Annotated in this window: 15 protein-coding genes, 1 other RNA gene and 1 pseudogene; 6 read left to right on the top strand and 11 right to left on the bottom strand. The window is 69.1% G+C overall.

Features of this window, described 5'->3' with window-relative positions:
* Positions 1–104: 104 nt before the first annotated feature.
* Positions 105–671 (bottom strand): hypothetical protein, encoded by a 567-nt coding sequence (locus ABGB08_RS28585; protein WP_347595900.1) that lies wholly within the window; start codon positions 669–671, stop codon positions 105–107.
* A 117-nt stretch (positions 672–788) separates the two neighbouring features.
* Between ABGB08_RS28585 and ABGB08_RS28580 the strand changes: the two genes are divergently transcribed.
* Positions 789–2,081 (top strand): hypothetical protein, encoded by a 1,293-nt coding sequence (locus tag ABGB08_RS28580; RefSeq protein ID WP_347595897.1) that lies wholly within the window; start codon positions 789–791, stop codon positions 2,079–2,081.
* A 46-nt stretch (positions 2,082–2,127) separates the two neighbouring features.
* On the opposite strand, the gene ABGB08_RS28575 is transcribed toward ABGB08_RS28580, so the two are convergent.
* The 6 genes and pseudogenes from ABGB08_RS28575 to rnpB all read right to left on the bottom strand — a co-directional run bounded on the left by ABGB08_RS28575 (position 2,128) and on the right by rnpB (position 8,548).
* Entirely contained in the window at positions 2,128–5,796 is a 3,669-nt protein-coding gene (locus tag ABGB08_RS28575; protein WP_347595894.1) for an AAA domain-containing protein, read from the bottom strand.
* Positions 5,797–5,840: 44 nt separating this feature from the next.
* The gene (locus ABGB08_RS28570) at positions 5,841–6,737 is read right to left on the bottom strand and encodes an aminoglycoside phosphotransferase family protein (protein ID WP_347595909.1); all 897 of its coding nucleotides are present in this window, start codon (positions 6,735–6,737) and stop codon (positions 5,841–5,843) included.
* A 280-nt stretch (positions 6,738–7,017) separates the two neighbouring features.
* On the bottom strand, positions 7,018–7,365 hold the full coding sequence (locus ABGB08_RS28565; RefSeq protein WP_347595891.1) for a helix-turn-helix domain-containing protein: 348 nt from the start codon (positions 7,363–7,365) through the stop codon (positions 7,018–7,020).
* Between the two features lie 2 nt (positions 7,366–7,367).
* Positions 7,368–7,556, bottom strand: a complete 189-nt coding sequence (locus ABGB08_RS28560; protein ID WP_347595906.1) for a type II toxin-antitoxin system RelE/ParE family toxin — start codon at positions 7,554–7,556, stop codon at positions 7,368–7,370.
* Between the two features lie 34 nt (positions 7,557–7,590).
* Positions 7,591–7,887: pseudogene (locus ABGB08_RS28555) on the bottom strand (DUF6247 family protein); the annotation flags it as partial.
* A gap of 274 nt (positions 7,888–8,161) precedes the next feature.
* An RNA gene (gene rnpB / locus ABGB08_RS28550) (RNase P RNA component class A) lies at positions 8,162–8,548 on the bottom strand.
* A 126-nt stretch (positions 8,549–8,674) separates the two neighbouring features.
* Between rnpB and ABGB08_RS28545 the strand changes: the two genes are divergently transcribed.
* Positions 8,675–9,286, top strand: a complete 612-nt coding sequence (locus tag ABGB08_RS28545) for a GNAT family N-acetyltransferase (RefSeq protein ID WP_347595888.1) — start codon at positions 8,675–8,677, stop codon at positions 9,284–9,286.
* Positions 9,287–9,460: 174 nt separating this feature from the next.
* Here ABGB08_RS28545 and ABGB08_RS28540 read toward each other — a convergent pair whose 3' ends face one another.
* The 3 genes from ABGB08_RS28540 to ABGB08_RS28530 are packed head-to-tail and all read right to left on the bottom strand — an operon-like array spanning position 9,461 to position 12,431.
* On the bottom strand, positions 9,461–10,864 hold the full coding sequence (locus tag ABGB08_RS28540; RefSeq protein ID WP_347595885.1) for a bifunctional RNase H/acid phosphatase: 1,404 nt from the start codon (positions 10,862–10,864) through the stop codon (positions 9,461–9,463).
* Positions 10,861–11,601, bottom strand: a complete 741-nt coding sequence (locus ABGB08_RS28535; RefSeq protein WP_347595882.1) for a C4-type zinc ribbon domain-containing protein — start codon at positions 11,599–11,601, stop codon at positions 10,861–10,863. The genes ABGB08_RS28540 and ABGB08_RS28535 overlap by 4 nt, the downstream gene beginning before the upstream one ends.
* A 2-nt stretch (positions 11,602–11,603) precedes the next feature.
* A complete protein-coding gene (locus ABGB08_RS28530) occupies positions 11,604–12,431 on the bottom strand; it encodes a Nif3-like dinuclear metal center hexameric protein (protein ID WP_246268661.1) in 828 nt (275 codons plus the stop codon).
* Positions 12,432–12,539: 108 nt separating this feature from the next.
* Between ABGB08_RS28530 and ABGB08_RS28525 the strand changes: the two genes are divergently transcribed.
* The 4 genes from ABGB08_RS28525 to menC are packed head-to-tail and all read left to right on the top strand — an operon-like array spanning position 12,540 to position 16,616.
* Complete coding sequence (locus ABGB08_RS28525; protein WP_347595878.1) at positions 12,540–13,577, top strand: membrane dipeptidase; 1,038 nt, start codon at positions 12,540–12,542, stop codon at positions 13,575–13,577.
* The gene (locus tag ABGB08_RS28520; RefSeq protein ID WP_347595875.1) at positions 13,574–14,695 is read left to right on the top strand and encodes a M20 family metallopeptidase; all 1,122 of its coding nucleotides are present in this window, start codon (positions 13,574–13,576) and stop codon (positions 14,693–14,695) included. Before ABGB08_RS28525 ends, ABGB08_RS28520 begins: the two co-directional genes overlap by 4 nt.
* On the top strand, positions 14,692–15,516 hold the full coding sequence (locus ABGB08_RS28515; protein ID WP_347595872.1) for a GNAT family N-acetyltransferase: 825 nt from the start codon (positions 14,692–14,694) through the stop codon (positions 15,514–15,516). The genes ABGB08_RS28520 and ABGB08_RS28515 overlap by 4 nt, the downstream gene beginning before the upstream one ends.
* Complete coding sequence (gene menC / locus ABGB08_RS28510) at positions 15,513–16,616, top strand: o-succinylbenzoate synthase (RefSeq protein WP_155356795.1); 1,104 nt, start codon at positions 15,513–15,515, stop codon at positions 16,614–16,616. The genes ABGB08_RS28515 and menC overlap by 4 nt, the downstream gene beginning before the upstream one ends.
* Here the strand turns inward: menC and ABGB08_RS28505 are convergent.
* The gene (locus ABGB08_RS28505) at positions 16,593–18,053 is read right to left on the bottom strand and encodes an AMP-binding protein (RefSeq protein ID WP_347595869.1); all 1,461 of its coding nucleotides are present in this window, start codon (positions 18,051–18,053) and stop codon (positions 16,593–16,595) included. The two genes, menC and ABGB08_RS28505, sit on opposite strands and share 24 nt — an antisense overlap.
* Between the last annotated feature and the right edge of the window lie 98 nt (positions 18,054–18,151).

The raw sequence follows: 18,151 nt of genomic DNA, 5'->3' as shown, positions 1-18,151 counted from the left end.
GACTGCTCTCCGGTCTCCATCACGATCACGAACCGTAGTGGATCTCCCTGGCATCCGCCCTCGAAGCGGTCGGCAGGGGCACATCACCGCACGTCAATCCATGATCAATTTAGGCTGAGTGGCATTGGGTCGAGACCGCCTGGCACGCCCCACCCGAAGTTGCCGCACACCCCTTCATCGAAATAGCTCACCCATATCTCGCCGGACGGGGTGGTCTGCACGTCTTCGATTCCGTCTCCCAGAATGCCCTCTCGCACGAGTTCGCCGTCCACGGTGTATATCGCGGCGTTGGGCTCGGCTGCTCCGTCACGCAAACGGCATCGGGCGCCCACCAGGAGCACATCTCCCCCGGGAAGCGGCTGGGCATACGTATGAGCGAGTGACTGCTCGGCGATGGGCACCGTCATCACCAGATGGGGACGGTACGTGGCGACATGCACCGAGACTGGCGCAGCCGTACGAGCCTCGGGGAAGGACGCACCCCCCGGCTGGATAGTCCGTGCAGAGATGGCGTCGGCATTCTCCTTCGACGCCCACAGGACCACCAGTTCTCCCTCCGGACCTGGCGCAGCCGTCACCATATCCGCACCGTCGTACGGTTGGATCAGCTCCGCATGATGGCGTAGCTTCACGATGCCCGTCTTCCGATCTCTTCTGATCCGACCTCGCATGGGGCATACGTTATTGACCGCGCCAGAGGATCACGAGCGAATATGCGGTGCGCCCGCAGGAGGCTCCGAGCTTGGGCATATCTCATATTTCTGGTGCTTTAGGCATAGCCTGGCCCGGTGTTCGACGAGCTTGATCATGTGGTCGATCTTTGCGACAGGGGATCGTTCTCCGAAGTCTCCGCTTTCGCACGACGCCTTGGCGCGGAACGTCCCGAGGACCCGATTCCCGTTCTGCTCAGCGCGCTGGTCCACGCACGTCAGGGCGACGCGGGGACTGCATGCGAGCTTGTCGATCGCGCCCTGACCCTGACCGTTTCTCCCAGCGCCGACTGTCTCGCTTTCGCGAGCATGATCTTCTGTGAACTGGGGAACAGCACCCAGGCCGTCTCGTACGGTTTGCGCGCGACCATGCTGGCCCCGCACGCCTGGCGGGCACACATGACCTTGGCCCGTGCCATGGCGACAGCAAGCGGGCTGTACCACGACGCCGAGCGGGCGGCACGCCAGGCCGTTGCGCTCGCTCCCGAAGAGGCGGCCGCTCATTTGGCTCTGGGCAAGGCTCTCCTGTCGTACCCGCCTGGACGTAGCCGCGTCCACCAGGAAGGCGTCGCCGCCTTGGCGCACGCCGCTGAGTTGGATTCCGGCAATGCCGCCATCCAGCAGGCGCTGTCTGAAGCGCGTTCAGACAAGAGCCCCTCCGCTTGGCTGGGTTGCCTGGCGTTCCTCGCCTTCGCTGTCGTTCTCGCGGCCGGTCCCAGGCTCATTGGAATTGCCGGAAGCGGCATGGCTCTCCTGCTGCAGATCGACCAGGATCGCCCAGATGGCGAGAACTCCTTCCTGGGCGCTCTGGTCGTGATCGCGCTTGGAGGCATTGCCTGGGGTCTTGCAGCGCTGATCAGACTCAAACGGAAAGGCGAGCGGCCGATTCTCGCAATCGGCCAGAAGAGGGCACTCGCTCGCGAGATGCATGAGGCCGATGAGGAGCGATTGCGAATCACGGCCACCACGGTGGCCGCCCTTGTCTGCGTGCTTCCCCTCCTCTTGACGGGTTTCCTGACCGCCGCCGCCGCGGATGGCACTCCTTTGCCAACCGATCTCGCTTTCCTGCCTCTCCCAGGCTTGGTCGCCGTATCGGTCCTCGGTTGGTCGGCCGCGCGGTGGTGGCTTGGCCCAGGGCAGACACAACAGGCATGGAAGGTCAGCGGAATATTGAGGGCATGCCTGCTGACCAGCTATGTCATCGTGATCGTCACCGCTCTGCTGAGCTGGACAGGAGTGACCGACGAGGCAGTATGGATCACACTGGCGGTGCTGCAGTTCGCGTGGTTCACGGCGGGCTTTGGGCCTCTGATCATCGCCGAGCGCCTCAAACGCCGCCGAGCCAAAAGCAGATTCCGATTTCCCCGATAGCTACCGGCGCACCAGGTTCAGCAATGCCACGCTGTCGGTGCGCCCGTCACGGGTCGCGGTCGAGCGGTGCGGGCGGGCGGGGAACCAGGTCGGTTGTCGCGGGCGGGTGTGGTGCCGGGTCGGGGGGTTTGGTGGGGGTGCGGGCGAGGGCCTGGGCGTAGGCGGTGCGGAGTTTGGCCAGTTCGGCCTGGGGATTGTGGAACCAGTTGGTGGACCAGACGCGGTGGAAGCTCCAGCCGAGACGTTCGAGATGCTCCTTGCGGAGCCGGTCGCGGTCGCGGACGCTGCGGGAGGCGCGGTAGGAGGTGCCGTCGGTTTCGATGGCGAGGATCATCTGGCTGGGGTCGTCGGGGTGGGTGGCCGCGAAGTCGACGCGGTAGCCGCCGACGCCGTACTGCGGGACGACGCTGATCCCGAGCGCGGCCAGCTGGTCGCGTACGTCGGCCTGGAACGGGTCGAGGTCGTCGCGTCCTGAGGCGTCCGCGGCGGTGCCGCCGGAGCCGGCGTAGGTGAGGTAGTCGGCCAGCAGCCGGGCCCCGGCCTTGGTCAGCCGGTCCGGGTCGACGTCATGGCTGGAGAACGAGCTGACCAGGGTGAGCCGCCGTTTGGCCCGGGTGGCGGCCACGTTGAGCCGCCGTTCGCCGCCGTCGCGCAGCAGCGGGCCCCACTGGTAGCGCATCCGGCCGTCGGGGTGCTTGCCGTACCCGATGGACAAGATGATCGCGTCGCGTTCGTCGCCCTGGACGCGTTCGAGGTTCTTCACGAAGAACGGCTCGGCCTGGTCCTCGCTGAAGAAGCCTTCCACGTCGGGGCGGTGGGTGAGGCGGGAGCGCAGCTCGGCGTCGATGCGTTCGGCGTGCCGCAGGCCGAGGGCGATCACGCCGAGGGACTCCTCGGGCCGGGTCGAGGCGTGGTCCAGGATCAGGTCCACGACCTTGTCGACCTCTGCGGTCACCGAGGTCTCCTGGCCCTTGTCCGCGGTCTGGCTGACCACCACGTGCGTCAGGCAGTCGTCGCGGGACACGCCGGGGAAGGTGGTCAGCGCGCCGCCGTAGATGCGGGTGTTGGAGAACGCCACAAGCCGTTCGTCGCGGCTGCGGTAGTGCCAGGTCAGCGGGCAGGTGGGGAGCAGCGGGCGGAGGGCGTCGAGGACCGATTCGAAGCCCGCGCCGAACGAGACGAGGTCGTCCACGTCGTCCTCGGCCTCCTCGTCGCCGACCTGGCGGAAGAAGTTGGTGGGCGGCAGCTGGCGGTCGTCCCCGGCGACCACGATCTGGTGGCCGCGCATGATCGACGGGATGGCGTCGGCGGGCACGACCTGGCTGGCCTCGTCGAAGATGACGACGTCGAAGAGCCGGGCCAGGGGCAGCACCTGGCTGACCATCAGCGGCGACATCGCCCAGCATGGCTTGAGCGCGAACAGGACGTCCCCGGCCTGGTCCAGGAGGCGGCGCAGCGGCAGGTGGCCGCGGCGGACCGCGGCCTGTTTGCGGATCACCCGGGCCTGCAGGGGGTGGCGGTCCTCGGCCTCGCGGACCCGTCCGGCCCAGGCGCGGCGGACGCGGGTCCGGTTGGCGGCCAGGTGCCGTACGTCGTCGACCTGGAACTCGCCGGCGATCTCGTCGAGGGCCGCGCCGTCGTAGGCCGCGTAGCGGGGGTCGCGGACCCGGATGTGGTCCAGGACGGTGGCGTACCACGCGTGGTCGAAGACCTGCGCGGCCAGGCCGGGCCCGGCCTCCCTGCGGGCCAGGCCGTCCAGGAGCGGGCCGAGGCCGAGGGCGTCGAATCGCACGCCGAGCTCGTAGAGGCGCGGCAGCTTCCACGGGGTGTCCCGGTCGGCGGCGAGCCCGGCCAGGACCGGCTCAACGTCGGGCGGAATCCGGACGTACCGGCGGAGCGCGGCCAGCTCCTGCTCGCTCTGCTCCCCGAGGGCCAGCAGCTCCGCGAAACCAGACGGCAGGCGGGGCAGTCCCGCTTTAGTACGGAGATACTCCCACCCGGCCAGTTGAGCGGCGGCGGAGACGAGCGCGGTGTGCAGGTCCTCGCGGGGAGCCTTCGGCGGGCCGATCCACAACGCCTGAGCCTGGCGGCGCAGCCGGAACCGGTCCCGCAGGCCGAGCTCGGCCCCTTCGCCGGTCGCCGCGGCCAGGTCGGCGGGGCTGGAGCCGTACACGGCCGGGTCGAAAAGCTCGTGGGTGCGGGCGATGCCGGAGAGCAGTTCGAGCACGGCCAGCTGGGCGGGATAGGAGCTCGGCGGCGTCAGCCCCAGTTCGTCGCAGGCCCGGCCAAGGCGGTCGGCCAGCATCGGCAGGGTGACCGTCGTGAGCTGGGTGACCATGTCCATGGCGAGCCGGGCGTCGAGCGGGGTGCGCAGGGCCGCGCCGTACCAGGAGGTGGCGCGCGGGCGCAGGGTGAATCCGCCGAGATGAGCGAACTCCCGCAGGTCGTCGCGGATACGGTCGGCGGCCTCGCGGCTCATGCGTTCCGACAGCGCGAGCCGTACGGGGGTGCGGGCCTCGGCCGGGATGCCGAGCAGCGCGGACTGAACCTCGAAGGCGGTCACCCCCCACGGCTCGTGCACCTCGTGCAATGCGGTAACGTGCTGGTTGAGGCGCTTCTGGCGTTCGGCCAGGCGGCGGTGCGGGCCCTCGTCGGCGGTTCCGGCGACCTGGGCGGCCAGGTCGAGGGTGGTGCCGAGGTCCTTGGCGATGCGCTGCCTGTCCCTGGTGCCCTCGTGGATGTCGATCGCCATGTCACCGAGCCCGGCACCCTTCAGCCGGGACAGTACGGCGTCGATGGCGGCCCGTTTCTCGGCCACGAAAAGGATCTTCCGGCCCCGGGCCACCAGAGCGGCGATGAGATTGGCGATCGTCTGGCTCTTGCCGGTGCCGGGCGGGCCGTGGATGACGAGGCTGCGCCCGGCGAGCACGGCGTCGATGGCGCTGCGCTGGGAGGAGTCCGCGTCGAGCACCGAGTAGTCGGACTCGGGCGTGTCGTCGATGGCGGGGAAGGTATCGGTGGCCAGCAGGAGTTCCTGAGCCTCCGGGTCGCCGGCGATCGCGGCCACGATGTCGCTGTCGGCGAGCAGTTCGCCGGCTGCCTGCATGTCCCTGACCATGGGCAGTTTGGCATAGGTGAAGGTGCCGATGACCTGCCTGGGGAGGATCTCGAATCCGGGGATCTCGGCGAGTTCGGCGGCGCGCGCGAGGTCGCCGGTGCTGGTCACCGCGGCGCCGTACATGGTGGCGAGCTTGTGCACCAGGACGGGGTTGAGCTCCTCTTCGTCGTCCAGGGCAAGCTCGAAATCGTCGTGTCTGGCGCGGGTCGGCGTGATGGTCAGGCCGCGCAGCAGCACGGGGGCCGCCGGTTCGAGGAACAACTCGTCCCAGCGGGCCATGCCGGTGGCGAGGTATCCGGCGCGGATGCCGCGCTCTTCGAGCAGTTCGCGTGCCTTGCGGTGGATGGCCTGCACGCGGCGGATCGCGTCCGCCCTGACGTCGGCGTCCGTGAACAGGCGGCTGAGACGGGCCGATCCGGTGCGCAGGAACCGTTCGAGGGCGATGGGATCGGCGTCCGCGAGGTCGAGCGTGCCCGCCCTGCGATCCTTGTAGTAGAGCAGCGTGTTACGCCCGCCCAGGTCGGTCAGGGCGGCGATCCAGCGGGCTTGAGCGGATTCGATCAGCTCGCCCCGGCGACTCTCGGTGGGTTCGGCCACCGGCCTCCACTGCCCGGAAATATCCGGATCACACCGAAAAATGCCTACACGGAAACGGGATCGGCCAGGATGCGTTCCAGGGTGCGCCGGCCCATCCGGCACATGACCGGATTGCTTTCGAGGTAGTACCAGACGACCCCCATCGCCTGTACGAAGGCCCACGCTTTGCCTCGCTCCCATTCGAGGTCGTCGCACCCGAGGTCCTGGCGAAACACCTGCCGCGGCCCGGCCTCAAGCAGATGCCATGCACTCACAAGATCTAGAGCAGGGTCCGCCGGCCCGAAGCCGCCGACGTCGAGAATCCCGGTCAGCCGCCCAGCGGACACGAGCACGTTGCCGGGAATGAGATCACCATGGGCCATCACGTCGGTGGCTTCGCGCGGCAGATTTCGAAAACTCTCCCACATGAGACGAAGCCGGCGAACGTCCAGAAGCTGTTCGCTGTGCTCGAAACAGGTTTCCACCCACCCGTCGTGGGATTGAAGGTCACCCCCTCGGCCCTTGCCGGCAAAAGTACGGCCACGCGTGTCGATTGCGCGCAGGCTGTCGATGAGATCAGCCAGGTCGTGCGCAAACGCGACCGATTCGCCCGGGTCCTCGTCGGTGGCCACGACACCCGGCAGCCAAGTCTGCACCGCCCACGGGAGCGGATATCCCGCCCCGGGCTCACCGAGCGCGACCGGCTCGGGCGGGGGAAACCGCGTGCGACCTAGCAACTCGCGGGCTGCTTCCGCTTCGGACTCCAGCCACCGCCGCGTCGAGTCGACGTGCCCAGGCTGTAGCGGGAACCGAGCCGTGAAGTGCTCGCCTACACGAAAGATGGCGTTCACTGTCCCATGCCCGGCGACGCTCGTGATGGGCAGACTCCGCCACTCGGGAAACTGCTCATCAACCAATGCACGCACAGTCTCCGGTGCCACCATCAACTGGTTGGCGTTCATCTTCACGCCGGGAGCTTTCCGCGCCCCGACCTTCTACTGCAACGTGTTTTCCGCTGCCTATGCGGTTCGAGGTGTCATAGCAGCCCGCCACGCCCTTGTCCCATCCACCGGGTAGCCGGAGCGCATAGCGCGCCCTGGCTCTCAGAACCGGGCATGCAGGCAGCGGTGGTCTCGATTTCGGTGGTGCGTCAGGCACCCGGACAGTGTGGTGAGATCAAGGTGACTGGCTTGGTCGATTCTTGAGCTCTTACGTGGAGATCTTGCCCAGACCATGCAGCGCTCAGGCGGCATCCATCGACTTCTCGCTGACCGGCAAGCGCACCGTTCGGTCGCCGAAGTCGACGACCAACTCCAGGCGTGCTCCGAGTGCCTCCACGTAGCGGGCGATAACCTCAAGGGACGCGACCTCGCCATGCTCGATCTGTGAGACACGGGCAACGCTCACGCCCATGGTGGTCGCGACGTCCTTTTGTCCAAGCCCAAGGTGCTTGCGTGCCTCGGCAAGCTGATGGCCGCGCGCCTCGGCGAGGAGCCTCCTGGCGCCCTCCTCGATCACGGAAGGAGAGACACCGGCCTCGTGTAGCTCCCGCTCAAGGTCGGCCCAGTCCCCCGGCGTCCTCTTCGGCATGGTCACTCCTCTTCGTTGCTGGTGTAGTCGATGTAGAGCTGTATAGCCAGGGGGATGTTCTCCTTGTACCACCGTTCCCAGTTCCCGGCCTTGTCGCCACCCAGCAACAGCAGCGCCGCCCGGGTGGGATCGAGGGCGAAGATGATCCTGATCTCCGAACGCCCGCGTGATCCCGGACACAGTTCTTTCAGGTGGCGCAGGGAGCTTCCCTTAAGCCGTATACATCTATGGGCGCAGCCTCACGCCGAGTTCAGCAGCCCGCTCGGCCAAGACCTCATGTAGCGGCCGACCTGGGACATACTCACCACTCTCGATCTGCTCTTGCACTCGAGTGGCCTGCTCCAGAACCTCTTCGTACTCGCCGGTCGCCTTCATCCTGGCCATATGCCACCAGTGAGCGAGCAGATCCTTTACGGGTGAGAGGTCCAGGTCCTCGGTGGCCTTAGCCATGGCCCGTCGGTAATCACTGTCGAAGTGGCCGCGGTCGGGAGGAGGCAGGCACGCACGGATGTTGCGAGGACTCCGATCGGCTTCAACGACTCGACGATCTGATCAGGAGTCCGCGGGGTGACCGGCTGCGGCTCAGCTGTAATGTTGCCACCTCCTACTGGGAGCGTCCCAGCCACTGATCTAGTGGACGCGGGCGTCGGCCTCTGAGCGTAGCCAGTTGTCCACCGCCACTGGTGTGGAGTGCGGCTTCGCATCCCTGGAGCGTCCCGCTAGGCGCGAGCCAGGCTGACGTGGTGATGACTTCTGGATCATGAGGAGCGAAAGGCCCGTCTCCGGGGCTTAAAGGCGGACGAGTCGGCCTGTAGGCCGGGTTTTGTAGGTTGGGTAACCTGACGGCCATCCATCTAGGGCCACGATTGCTCGTGGTCTCAAGCGGTCTACCCGCGCGGCGTCGGGCGGGCAGCCCTCGAGTGTCGCGCGCGGAATGCCCGTGGGCATTCCTTCTTGACCTTGCTCCGGGTGGGGTTTACCTAGCCGCCCACGTCGCCGTGGGCGCTGGTGGTCTCTTACACCACCGTTTCACCCTTACCCCCTCGGTGAGGGGGCGGTTTGTTTTCTGTGGCACTGTCCCGCGGGTCGCCCCGGGTCGGTGTTACCGACCACCCTGCCCTGTGGAGCCCGGACCTTCCTCGGCGAGGTGCGAAGACCTCGACGCGGCCGTCCGGCCGGCTCGTCCGCCGTACGACCAGCCTAGTGGCGTCTCAAGTGAGCACCAACCATCCAGCAAGTAGGTCGCGGTCGAATGTCACGAACGGGCGGCCCGCGCGGGCCGCCACGAACGAGGGGTACTGGGGGAAGAATGACGAACAAGCATCCGGGGGACGGGCGTCCGCCGCGGGGGCCGCGGTCGGTACGGGGGGCTCAGCCGGTACGGGGGACGCAGCCGTCGCCGCGGGTTCTGCGGACCGAGGTCGGCGGGGTTGAGCTGATCACGCGGCCGATGACGGTGGGCGACGCGGAGGCGGTCCGGGAGATGCACGAGCGGTGCTCGCCTGAGAGCCTGCGGTTCCGGTATTTCGGGCCGGTGCCGCGGTTGAGCGATCGGGTGATCGGGCTGTTCACGAATCCGGCGAAAGGGGTGACGTTCGTAACTCATATCGCCGGGGGTGAGCGGGTTGTGGCGATGAGCAATCTGATGGATCTCGCCGCCGGGGAGGCCGAGTTGGCCTTTCTGGTGGAGGACGAGTGGCAGGGGCGGGGGCTCGGCCGGATGCTGCTACGGCATCTCCTGAGCGTCGCGCCCAGCCGCCGGATCCGCGCACTGACCGCCACTGTGTACGCGACGAACTACCGCATGCTCGCCCTGTTCAAAGCGGCGGGCGCCGTGGTGCCGAGGGCGGCGGGGGCGGTTCTGGATCTGCGGGTACCGCTCGATGGTGATCAGCTCGGCGCATATGAGCCGTGTCGTTGATAAGCACCTCAGAAACAGGCGAACCCTTCGTTTAACAACCTGAGTATGCCCAGAACGCGTGAGCCCTGTGGTTGGACGCACGCGGGCATGCTCCGAACGGGTGGCCCAAGCCGTTGAACGTGCACGGGCACGCGTAGAACGTCCGACGCGTCTCGTTCGGCGGCACGCGTATGTTCAGTTCAGGTGGGTGGTGTCGTTGAAGGTGCGGAGTACGGCTGGGCCGTCGTCGTAGTAGTCGATGATCGACAGGCAGGCCAGGTCGAGGTGCATGCGGTAGAGCGCTTCGGGTGGGGCGTTCAGTGCGAAGCGGACGAGTAGTTTGATCGGGGTCACGTGGGACACCATCAGGACGGTCTTGCCCTGGTGGTCGGTGAGGATGCGGTCGCGGGCGCGTTCTACCCGGAGTGCCGCTTCGGTGAAGCTTTCGCCGCCGGGTGGGGCGACGGCCGGGTCGGCGAGCCAGGCGGCCAGTTCGTGTGGCCATCGTTCCTGGATCTCGGCGAACGTGTGCCCTTCCCAGGTGCCGAAATCGGCCTCTCTGAGGCCTTTGTCAACGCGCACGGGTAGTCCGATCCGGGCTCCGACCGCTTCGGCGGTCTGCCGCGCGCGGGTCAGCGGCGAGCTCACGATCGCCTCGATCCGGTACGGCTCCCGCGCCAGCCGCGCCGCCACCGCCTCCGCCTGCGCCATTCCTGTAGGGGTAAGCGAAGGATCACCGGTCCCGGAGAATCGCTTCTCGATCGACAGCGGCGTCTGCCCATGCCGCAGCAACAACAATGACGTCGCCACACGCGACGCACGTCCCCAGCCAAGACCGCTCCGCCCGGCTGGTCGGCTGGCGTCGCCGACCCACCCGTCACCGGACGCGGCCTCAGTGGAAGTATGGCCGTTCCCTCGCACCGAGTGCCCATCGGAGCGGATGCCGGGTTCCCCCGAAACCGCGTGGCCAGCGGTGCGGCTGCCGGGTTCCCCCGAAACCGAAGCCGAGATCGAAACCGAGGTCAAAGCCGAAGCCGAGGTCGAAGCGGAAGGCGACGTCGAAGACGAAGTCGAAGACGATCGGCCTGAGTTGTTCGGCCCTTCCGAGCGGATTGTCGTGGCGTGAGAAACGGTCGTGCTGGCCGAATGCCCACCCGAGGAAATCGTCGTGGATTGCCAGGTTTCGCCGCGGGCGGCCGCGTCCATGGCCTCGTTGGCGAGGCGGTCGGCGTGGCTGTTGCGCTCGCGCGGGATCCACTTCCAGGTGACCCGCAGGCGCCGGGCCAGGTCCTGGGCTTCGAGAGCGAGGGGACGCAAACCCTCGTTCTTGATCTTCCAACGACCCGCCATCTGCTCGATGACGAGTTTGGAGTCCATCCGCGCCTCGACCGTACGCCCCTCGCCACCAAGATCGAGGACAGCCTGCAGAGCGGCGATCAACCCCCGATACTCGGCGACATTGTTGGTCGCGACGCCGATCGACGCGGCGGCCTCGGCCAGCACGTCGCCCGACGGATCGCGCACGACCGCGCCGTACCCGGCAGGCCCGGGGTTCCCCCGGGAACCACCGTCGGCCTCGCAGACGTAGTCGGCGCTCACAGTCCAGACTCGGGTGTGCGGACGAGGATGCGTCGGCATTCCTCGCAGCGGACGACCTCATCGGGCGCGGCGGCCCTGATCTGGTTGAGATCGGCGATGGAAAGCGTGGTCCGGCAGCCCTGGCAGCGCCCGCCCTGGAGCATGGCCGCCCCGACGCCGGAGGATTCGCGCAGCTTCTCGTACAGCTTGAACAGGTCGGCGGGGATCTCGGCGGCCAGGACACCGCGGCGGTCGCGGACCTCGCCGGCCTCCTTGTCGATCTCGGCGAAGGCCTCGTCGCGGCGGGCCTCGGCCACCGAGAGGGTGGCGGTGAGCTCGTCGCGTTCGGCGCGCAGGTCGGCGACCTTGGTGTCGGCGGCCTCGCGGCGTTCCATGATCTCCAGCACGACCTCCTCCAGGTCGCCCTGGCGGCGGTGCAGCGAGGTGATCTCGGACTGCAGGCTGGCCAGATCCTTGGGCGAGGAGACCTGCCCGGAATCCAGGCGCTTGCGGTCGCGTTCGGCGCGCAGCCGGACCGCGTCCACGTCGGATTCGGCCTTGCCCTGGTCCCGGGCGAGGTCGGCCGCCTCGGTCTCGGCGGCGATGATCTGGGTGGAGACCTGGGCGAGCTTCTTGGACTGCTCCTCGATCCCGGCCAGCTCGGGGAGCGTGCGGCGGCGATGCCGGAGCCGGTCGAGAGCCGCATCGCGCTCAGCCAGGTCGAGGAGACGCTTCTGTGCTTCCGGTGAGGCCTTCATCCCTATCCTCGCTGTGCTGTTGTGGTCCAGGCGTCCGTGACCGTGTCGGAGACGCGCGCCTCAACACTAATACCCTTCGCCGCCAGGGCGGACGTCAGCCGCTCCCCCGCTTCGGCCAGCCAGGGCCACTCGGTGGCCCAGTGCGCGGCGTCGATGAGGGCGGGGCCACCGGACTCCACGTATTCGCTGGCCGGGTGGTGCCGGAGGTCGGCGGTGAGGAAGACGTCGACGCCGGCGGCGCGCGCCGTACCGAGCAGGGAGTCGCCGGAGCCGCCGCTGACGGCGACGACCTTGACCAGGCGGTCCAGGTCGCCGGCGACGCGCAGGCCGCCGGCGGTGCGGGGCAGGCCCTGGGCGGCGAGGGCGGCGAACTTGGCCAGGGTCATGGAGACGGGGAGGACGCCGACGCGGCCGAGGCCGAGGCCGGGGACGGCGATCGGGCTGAGCGGCCGGTACGGCGGGTAGAGGCCGACGGCGCGGGCGAGGGCGTCGGAGACGCCGGGGTCGGCCACGTCGGCGTTGGTGTGGGCGGTGTAGAGGGCGCAGTCGTTCTTGATCAGGCGGTGGATGAGGCGGCCTTTGGCGGTGTCGGCCGCGACCGAGGTGGTGCCCCTCAGGTAGAGGGGGTGGTGGGTGACGATGAGGTCGGCGTGCCATTCCAGGGCCTCGTCGACGACGGCCGCCACCGGGTCCACCGCGAACACGATCCTGCGCACGACCTGGCCGGGATCCCCGCAGACCAGGCCCACCGCGTCCCAGGGCTCGGCGTGGGCCGGGTCGTAGGCGTGCTCCAGTGTCTCGATCACCGTCGCGAGTGTGGTCTCCGTCACGGATGGGAGGGTACCGGGAATGCGGACGCGCGACGTCCGGCAGACCGCCTTCGCCGGACCCCTCCCGGCGGGGTAACGTCCGGGTACACGATCCCGTGAGGAGTTCAGGTGCCTGCTGACCTGCATCGCGACGCCGTCGTCGCGGACGCGCACAACGACCTGCTGATGGCCGTGTCGGCCCGGCCGCCGGAGCTGTGGGCCTCGTTCTTCCGCGAACGCTGGCTCCCCCAGCTGACCGAGGGCGGCGTGAACCTGCAGGTCCTGCCGGTGTTCATCGACGGCCAGTACCGCCCCGAGGGCGCGCTCCGGCAGACCCTGCGCATGATCGAATGCGCGCACACCCTCGCCGAGGGCAACCCCGACGCCGTACGGCTCTGCGTCGACGGCCCCCAGATCGACCAGGCCCTGGCCGGCGGCCGGATCGCCCTGGTCCTGGCCATGGAGAGCATGCCGGGCATCGACGCCAGCGTGGAACTGGTGCCGACGCTGCACCGGCTGGGCGTCCGGGTCGCCTCGATCGCCCACTGGAACCGCACGCCCCTCGCCGACGGCAGCGGCCAGGACGCCACCGGATCCCGCCTGACCAGCCACGGCGTCGAAACCCTCCAGACCATGGAGCGGCTCGGGATCCTCTTCGACGTCTCCCACCTCGGCGCCTCCGGCGTCGGGCACGTGCTCGAACTGGCCACCCGGCCCGTGCTGGCCACCCACTCCTCCGCCCGCGCCCTGCGCGACCACCACCGCAACCTCACCGACGACCAGCTACGCGGCATCGCCGCCACCGGGGGCGTCGTCTGCGTGAACTTCCTGGCGGCCTTCCTGGCGGTGGAGGCGAGATCCGTCACCATCGACCACCTGGTGGACCACATCGAGCACGTCGTGTCCATCGCCGGCATCGACCACGTCGGCCTGGGCCCCGACTTCATCCGCGAGGTCTTCGCCGACCTCACCCCGCCCTGCTGCGAGGCCGGCTCCTTCAGCGGCCTGGACGTGGCCGCGTGCATCCCCGACCTGGACGGCCCGCGCGGCCTGCCCCTGGTGACCGAGGCGCTGGCCAAGCACGGTTTCGCCGACGAGGAGATCCGCAAGATCGTCGGTGGCAACCTGCACCGCCTCTTCCTGGCCGAACTCGGGGTGGGCCGGTGAGAACGGAGTCACCCGAGCTTGCCGCGATCCTCGCCGATCTGGCCGAGCTGGTCTGCTGCGAGTCGTTCTCCAGCGACCACGAGGCGCTGGCCCGCAGCGCCAAGACGGTCGCGGAGGTCGGCCGCCGCTCGCTCGGCGTGGCGCCGGAGACCCTGAGGATCGACGGCGTGCCGCACCTGCGCTGGGTGTTCGGCGAGCCGAAGGTCCTGCTGCTCGGCCACCACGACACCGTCTGGCCGACAGGCACGATCCACCGGATCCCGTGGAGCGTGACCGACGGCGTCGCCCGGGGCCCCGGCGTGTTCGACATGAAGGCGGGGCTGGTGCTGATCTTCCACGCGCTGGCCGCGCTGCCCTCCCTGGAGGGCGTCGCCGTGCTGATCGTGGGCGACGAGGAGCTCGGCTCGCCCACCTCGCAGCCGCTGATCGAGGACACCGCCCGCGGCCTGGCGGCCACGTTCGTGACCGAGGCGGGCGGCGAGAACGGCGCCCTCAAAATCGCCCGTAAAGGCATTTCGCGGTACGAGCTGCTCGTGCACGGCCGGGCCGCCCACGCCGGTCTCGAACCGGAGAAGGGCGTCAACGCCGGAGTCGAGCTGGCCCACCAGATCCTGGCCATCACCGAGATCGCCAGCGCGGTCGAGTCGTCCTCCCAGGCGGGCCTGCTGTCGGTGACCCCGACCCTGGCCTCGGCCGGGACCAGCACCAACACGATCCCCGCCCTGGCCCGGGTGGCGGTGGACGTCCGGGTGCCCGACCTGGCCTCCCAGCTCCGGGTGGACGAGCTCATGCGCGCGCTCACCCCGCGAACCCCCGGCGCGAGCCTGGAGCTCCTGGGCGGCCCGAACCGTCCCCCGTTCGACGCCAACTCCTCGGTGGACCTGTTCGCCAAGGCGGTCCATCTCGCGGCCGGGCTCGGCCTGCCGCCGCTGACGGGCGTCTCGGTGGGCGGCGGCTCGGACGGCAACTTCACCGCCGGTGTCGGCTGCCCGACCCTGGACGGCCTCGGCGCGGTCGGCGGCGGCGCGCACGCGGACGATGAGCACGTCCTGGTGGACCGCCTGCCGGAACGCGCCCGCCTGCTGACGGCCCTGATCGAATCGGTGCTGGCGCGATGACCCCGAAGACCCCAGGAACCCCGGAGGCCGCGGTTGCCGCGGCGGCCCGGAAAGCGGGCGTCGAACTCCGCGAACTTCAGGAAATTTCCGACTTCGACCGCGTTTTCCACCTGTACGACGACATCTGGCACCCCGACCCGCTGAACGCCCCCGTCAGCGTGGAGATGATGCGCGCCCTCTCCCACGCCGGGAACTACGTCGCCGGGGCGTTCGACGGCGACCGCCTGGTCGGCGCGTCGGTCGGCTTCCTGTCCGCCCCCATCGGCGAGTCCCTGCACTCGCACGTCACCGGCGCGGTCAAGAAGGGCGCCGGCCACGCCCTCAAACTGCACCAGCGCGCCTGGGCCCTGGCCCGCGGCCTCACCACGGTGACCTGGACCTTCGACCCCCTCGTCCGCCGCAACGCCTACTTCAACCTGGCCAAACTCGGCGCCAGGCCGGAGGAGTACCTGCGCGAGTTCTACGGCCCGATGGCCGACGAGGTGAACGCCGGGGACGAGTCCGACCGGGTGCTGGCGGTGTGGCGGCTGACCTCGCCGCAGGCGCTGACGGCGGCGTCGGGCCGGCCGTACCAGCCGGAGGTGCCGGAGAGCGCGTGCCGGGGGCTGATCGCGGTGGAGGGGAGACCGGTGGCCCGGGTCGCGGCGGAGCGGGTGGTGCTGGTGGAATTGCCGGAGGATATCGAGGCGATCCGGCGGGCCGATCCCGGCGCGGCCAAGGCGTGGCGGCTGGCCGTCCGGGATGTGCTGGGCGGGATGATGGACGAGGGCGCGACGGTGACCGGGTTCGCGCGCGGGGGCTACGTGGTGGAGCGAACATGAAGATCACCGGGGTGGAGCTGCGGCGGATCGCGATGCCGCTGGTGGCGCCGTTCCGCACGTCGTTCGGGACCGAGCACGCGCGCGAGGTCCTGCTGGTGCGGGTGGTCACGCCGGAGGCGGAGGGCTGGGCGGAGTGCGTGGCGATGGCCGAGCCGCTCTACTCGCCGGAGTACGCGGACGGCGCGGCCGACGTGATGCGCCGCTTCATGGTGCCCGCCCTGACCGCGAGGCCGCACGTGGACGCGTACGCGGTGGGCCGGGTGCTGGAACCGATCAAGGGCCACCGGATGGCCAAGGCCGCGCTGGAGACCGCCGTCCTGGACGCGCAGCTCCGCGCGGCCGGGGAGTCGTTCGCGACGTTCCTGGGCGCCTCGGCCGTCCGGGTGCCGTGCGGCGTCTCGGTCGGGATCATGGACTCCATCCCGGAGCTGCTCGGCGTGGTGGACGGCTACCTGGCCGAGGGGTACGTGCGGATCAAGCTGAAGATCGAGCCGGGCTGGGACGTGGAGCCGGTCCGCGCGGTCCGGGAGCGGTTCGGCGACATCCCGCTGCAGGTGGACGCGAACGCCGCCTACTCGCTGCTGGACGCGCCGCAGCTGGCCCGGCTGGATCCGTTCGAGCTGCTGCTGATCGAGCAGCCGCTGGCCGACGACGACCTGGTGCAGCACGCCGCGCTGGCCAAACGGCTGGCGACGCCGATCTGCCTGGACGAGTCGATCGAGTCGGCCGCGCACGCCGCCGCCGCGATCTCGCTGGGCGCGTGCTCGATCGTGAACATCAAGCCGGGCCGGGTGGGCGGCTACCTGGAGGCGCGCCGCATCCACGACCTGTGCCGGGCGCACGGGATCGCGGTCTGGTGCGGCGGCATGCTGGAGACCGGCATCGGCCGGGCGGCCAACGTGGCGCTGGCCGCGCTGCCCGGCTTCACGCTGCCGGGGGACACCTCAGCCTCGCGGCGGTACTACGCCACGGATATCACGCCGCCCTTCGAGCTCCGGGACGGACATCTGGACGTGCCGACGGGGCCCGGCATCGGGGTGGAGCCGCTCGGGCACGTACTGGACGCGATCACCACGTCAGTCGAGTGGCTGCCCAGCTAGGTAGTCGGCTCTGACCTTCGAGCGGGAGAGCTTGCCGGTCGGGGTTCTGGGCAGCTCGTCGCGGAACTCGATGACGCGGGGGTGTTTGAAGCGGGCCAGCCGGGGGCGCAGGTGGTCGAGCAGCTCGTCGGGGGTCACGTCGCGGGAGGGCAGGACGAGGGCGACCGCGCGGTGGCCCCACTCCTCGTCGGGGACGCCGATGACCGCGACGTCGGCGACCGCCGGGTGCTCCAGCAGGGCGGCTTCGATCTCGGCCGGGTAGATGTTGACGCCGCCGGAGATGATCAGGTCGGTTCTGCGGTCGCGGATGAACAGGTAACCGTCCTCGTCCATGGAGGCGATGTCGCCGGGGGCGTACCAGTCGTCGCGCATGCTGGCGGCGGTCTTGGCAGGGTCCTTGCGGTACTGGAAGGTGCCCAGGATGGACTTGAGGTAGAGGAGTCCTGGCTCGCCGCGGGGGACCTCGTCGCCGTTGTCGTTCAGGATCCTCGCCTCGAAGGTGGGGGCCGCGCGGCCGACCGTGCCGGGTCTGGCCAGCCACTCCTGGGGTTTGACGGAGAACGCGATGGCCGACTCGGTGGAGCCGTAGTACTCGTACAGGACCGGGCCCCACCAGTCCATGATCGCCTTCTTGACCGCGATCGGGCAGGCCGCGCCGGTGTGTATCACCTGCCGCAAGCTGGACAGATCATGATTTTTCCGGACTTCGGGAGGGAGGTGGAGCATGCGGTGGAACATGGTCGGGACCATCATGGCGTTGTCCACCTGGTAGCGGTCGATCAGGTCCAGGATGGTGTCGGGCTCGAAGCGGGGCGCGATGACGACGGTGTGGCCCATGTTGAGCGCGAAGACCACGTGGGCGCAGGGTGCGGAGTGGTACATGGGCGAGGTCACCAGGTGCACCGCGTCCCCCGGCTGGAGATCGCAGACCTCGCCGAGGAACCAGGCGTAGAGCGGCATGGTCTCCTCGGGGGCCTTGCCGGTGAGGGGCCGCTGCACGCCCTTCGGGAAGCCCGTGGTCCCGGAGGTGTACCACATGACCGTCCCATTGGTGCGATCGTCCGGATTTTTCGTGATCTGGCCGTTGGCGAGGGCGGTGACGTCGGCAGGGCCGTACACGACGATTCTGGCGTCGCAGTCGGACAGGATGTAGTCGATCTCGGGGGTCGTGAGGTGCCAGTTGATCGGGACGTAGTACAGCCCGATCTGCCCGGTCGCCAGCAGCATGATCACCGCGTCGACGCCGTTCGGCAGCACGCCCGCCACCACGTCGCCGACCGCCAGCCCTCGGGCGCGCAGACCATGGGAAACCGCGTTGACCCGGGCCAGCAGCTCACCGAAGGACGTCTCCGAACCGTCCGCGTCCACCACCGCCCGGCGTTCCGGATGCGCGCCGGCGATCGCGTAGAAGCTGGGCGTCTCGCTGAAATCAAACATCAGAGCTCCAGGAGTCCGCGGGGTTCGGCAAGATCCATTTCCGCTCTAATCAGTGCTTACTTACCCTAACCAGCGCTGGAGCGTTGCTCTAGACGGCA

Source organism: Acrocarpospora sp. B8E8, assembly GCF_039871605.1.
Classification (GTDB): domain Bacteria; phylum Actinomycetota; class Actinomycetes; order Streptosporangiales; family Streptosporangiaceae; genus Acrocarpospora; species Acrocarpospora macrocephala.
Note: the sequence above shows the minus strand (reverse complement) of the source record. Positions and strands in the feature narration are given on the sequence as shown.

Excerpts from the sequence above, each read along its gene's own strand:
- menC (WP_155356795.1), top strand. The coding sequence starts at position 15,513 with ATGAAGATCACCGGGGTGGAGCTGCGGCGGATCGCGATGCCGCTGGTG.
- ABGB08_RS28585 (WP_347595900.1), bottom strand. The coding sequence starts at position 671 with ATGCGAGGTCGGATCAGAAGAGATCGGAAGACGGGCATCGTGAAGCTA.
- ABGB08_RS28570 (WP_347595909.1), bottom strand. The coding sequence starts at position 6,737 with ATGAACGCCAACCAGTTGATGGTGGCACCGGAGACTGTGCGTGCATTG.
- ABGB08_RS28545 (WP_347595888.1), top strand. The coding sequence starts at position 8,675 with ATGACGAACAAGCATCCGGGGGACGGGCGTCCGCCGCGGGGGCCGCGG.
- ABGB08_RS28515 (WP_347595872.1), top strand. The coding sequence starts at position 14,692 with ATGACCCCGAAGACCCCAGGAACCCCGGAGGCCGCGGTTGCCGCGGCG.
- ABGB08_RS28535 (WP_347595882.1), bottom strand. The coding sequence starts at position 11,601 with ATGAAGGCCTCACCGGAAGCACAGAAGCGTCTCCTCGACCTGGCTGAG.
- ABGB08_RS28505 (WP_347595869.1), bottom strand. The coding sequence starts at position 18,053 with ATGTTTGATTTCAGCGAGACGCCCAGCTTCTACGCGATCGCCGGCGCG.
- ABGB08_RS28565 (WP_347595891.1), bottom strand. The coding sequence starts at position 7,365 with ATGCCGAAGAGGACGCCGGGGGACTGGGCCGACCTTGAGCGGGAGCTA.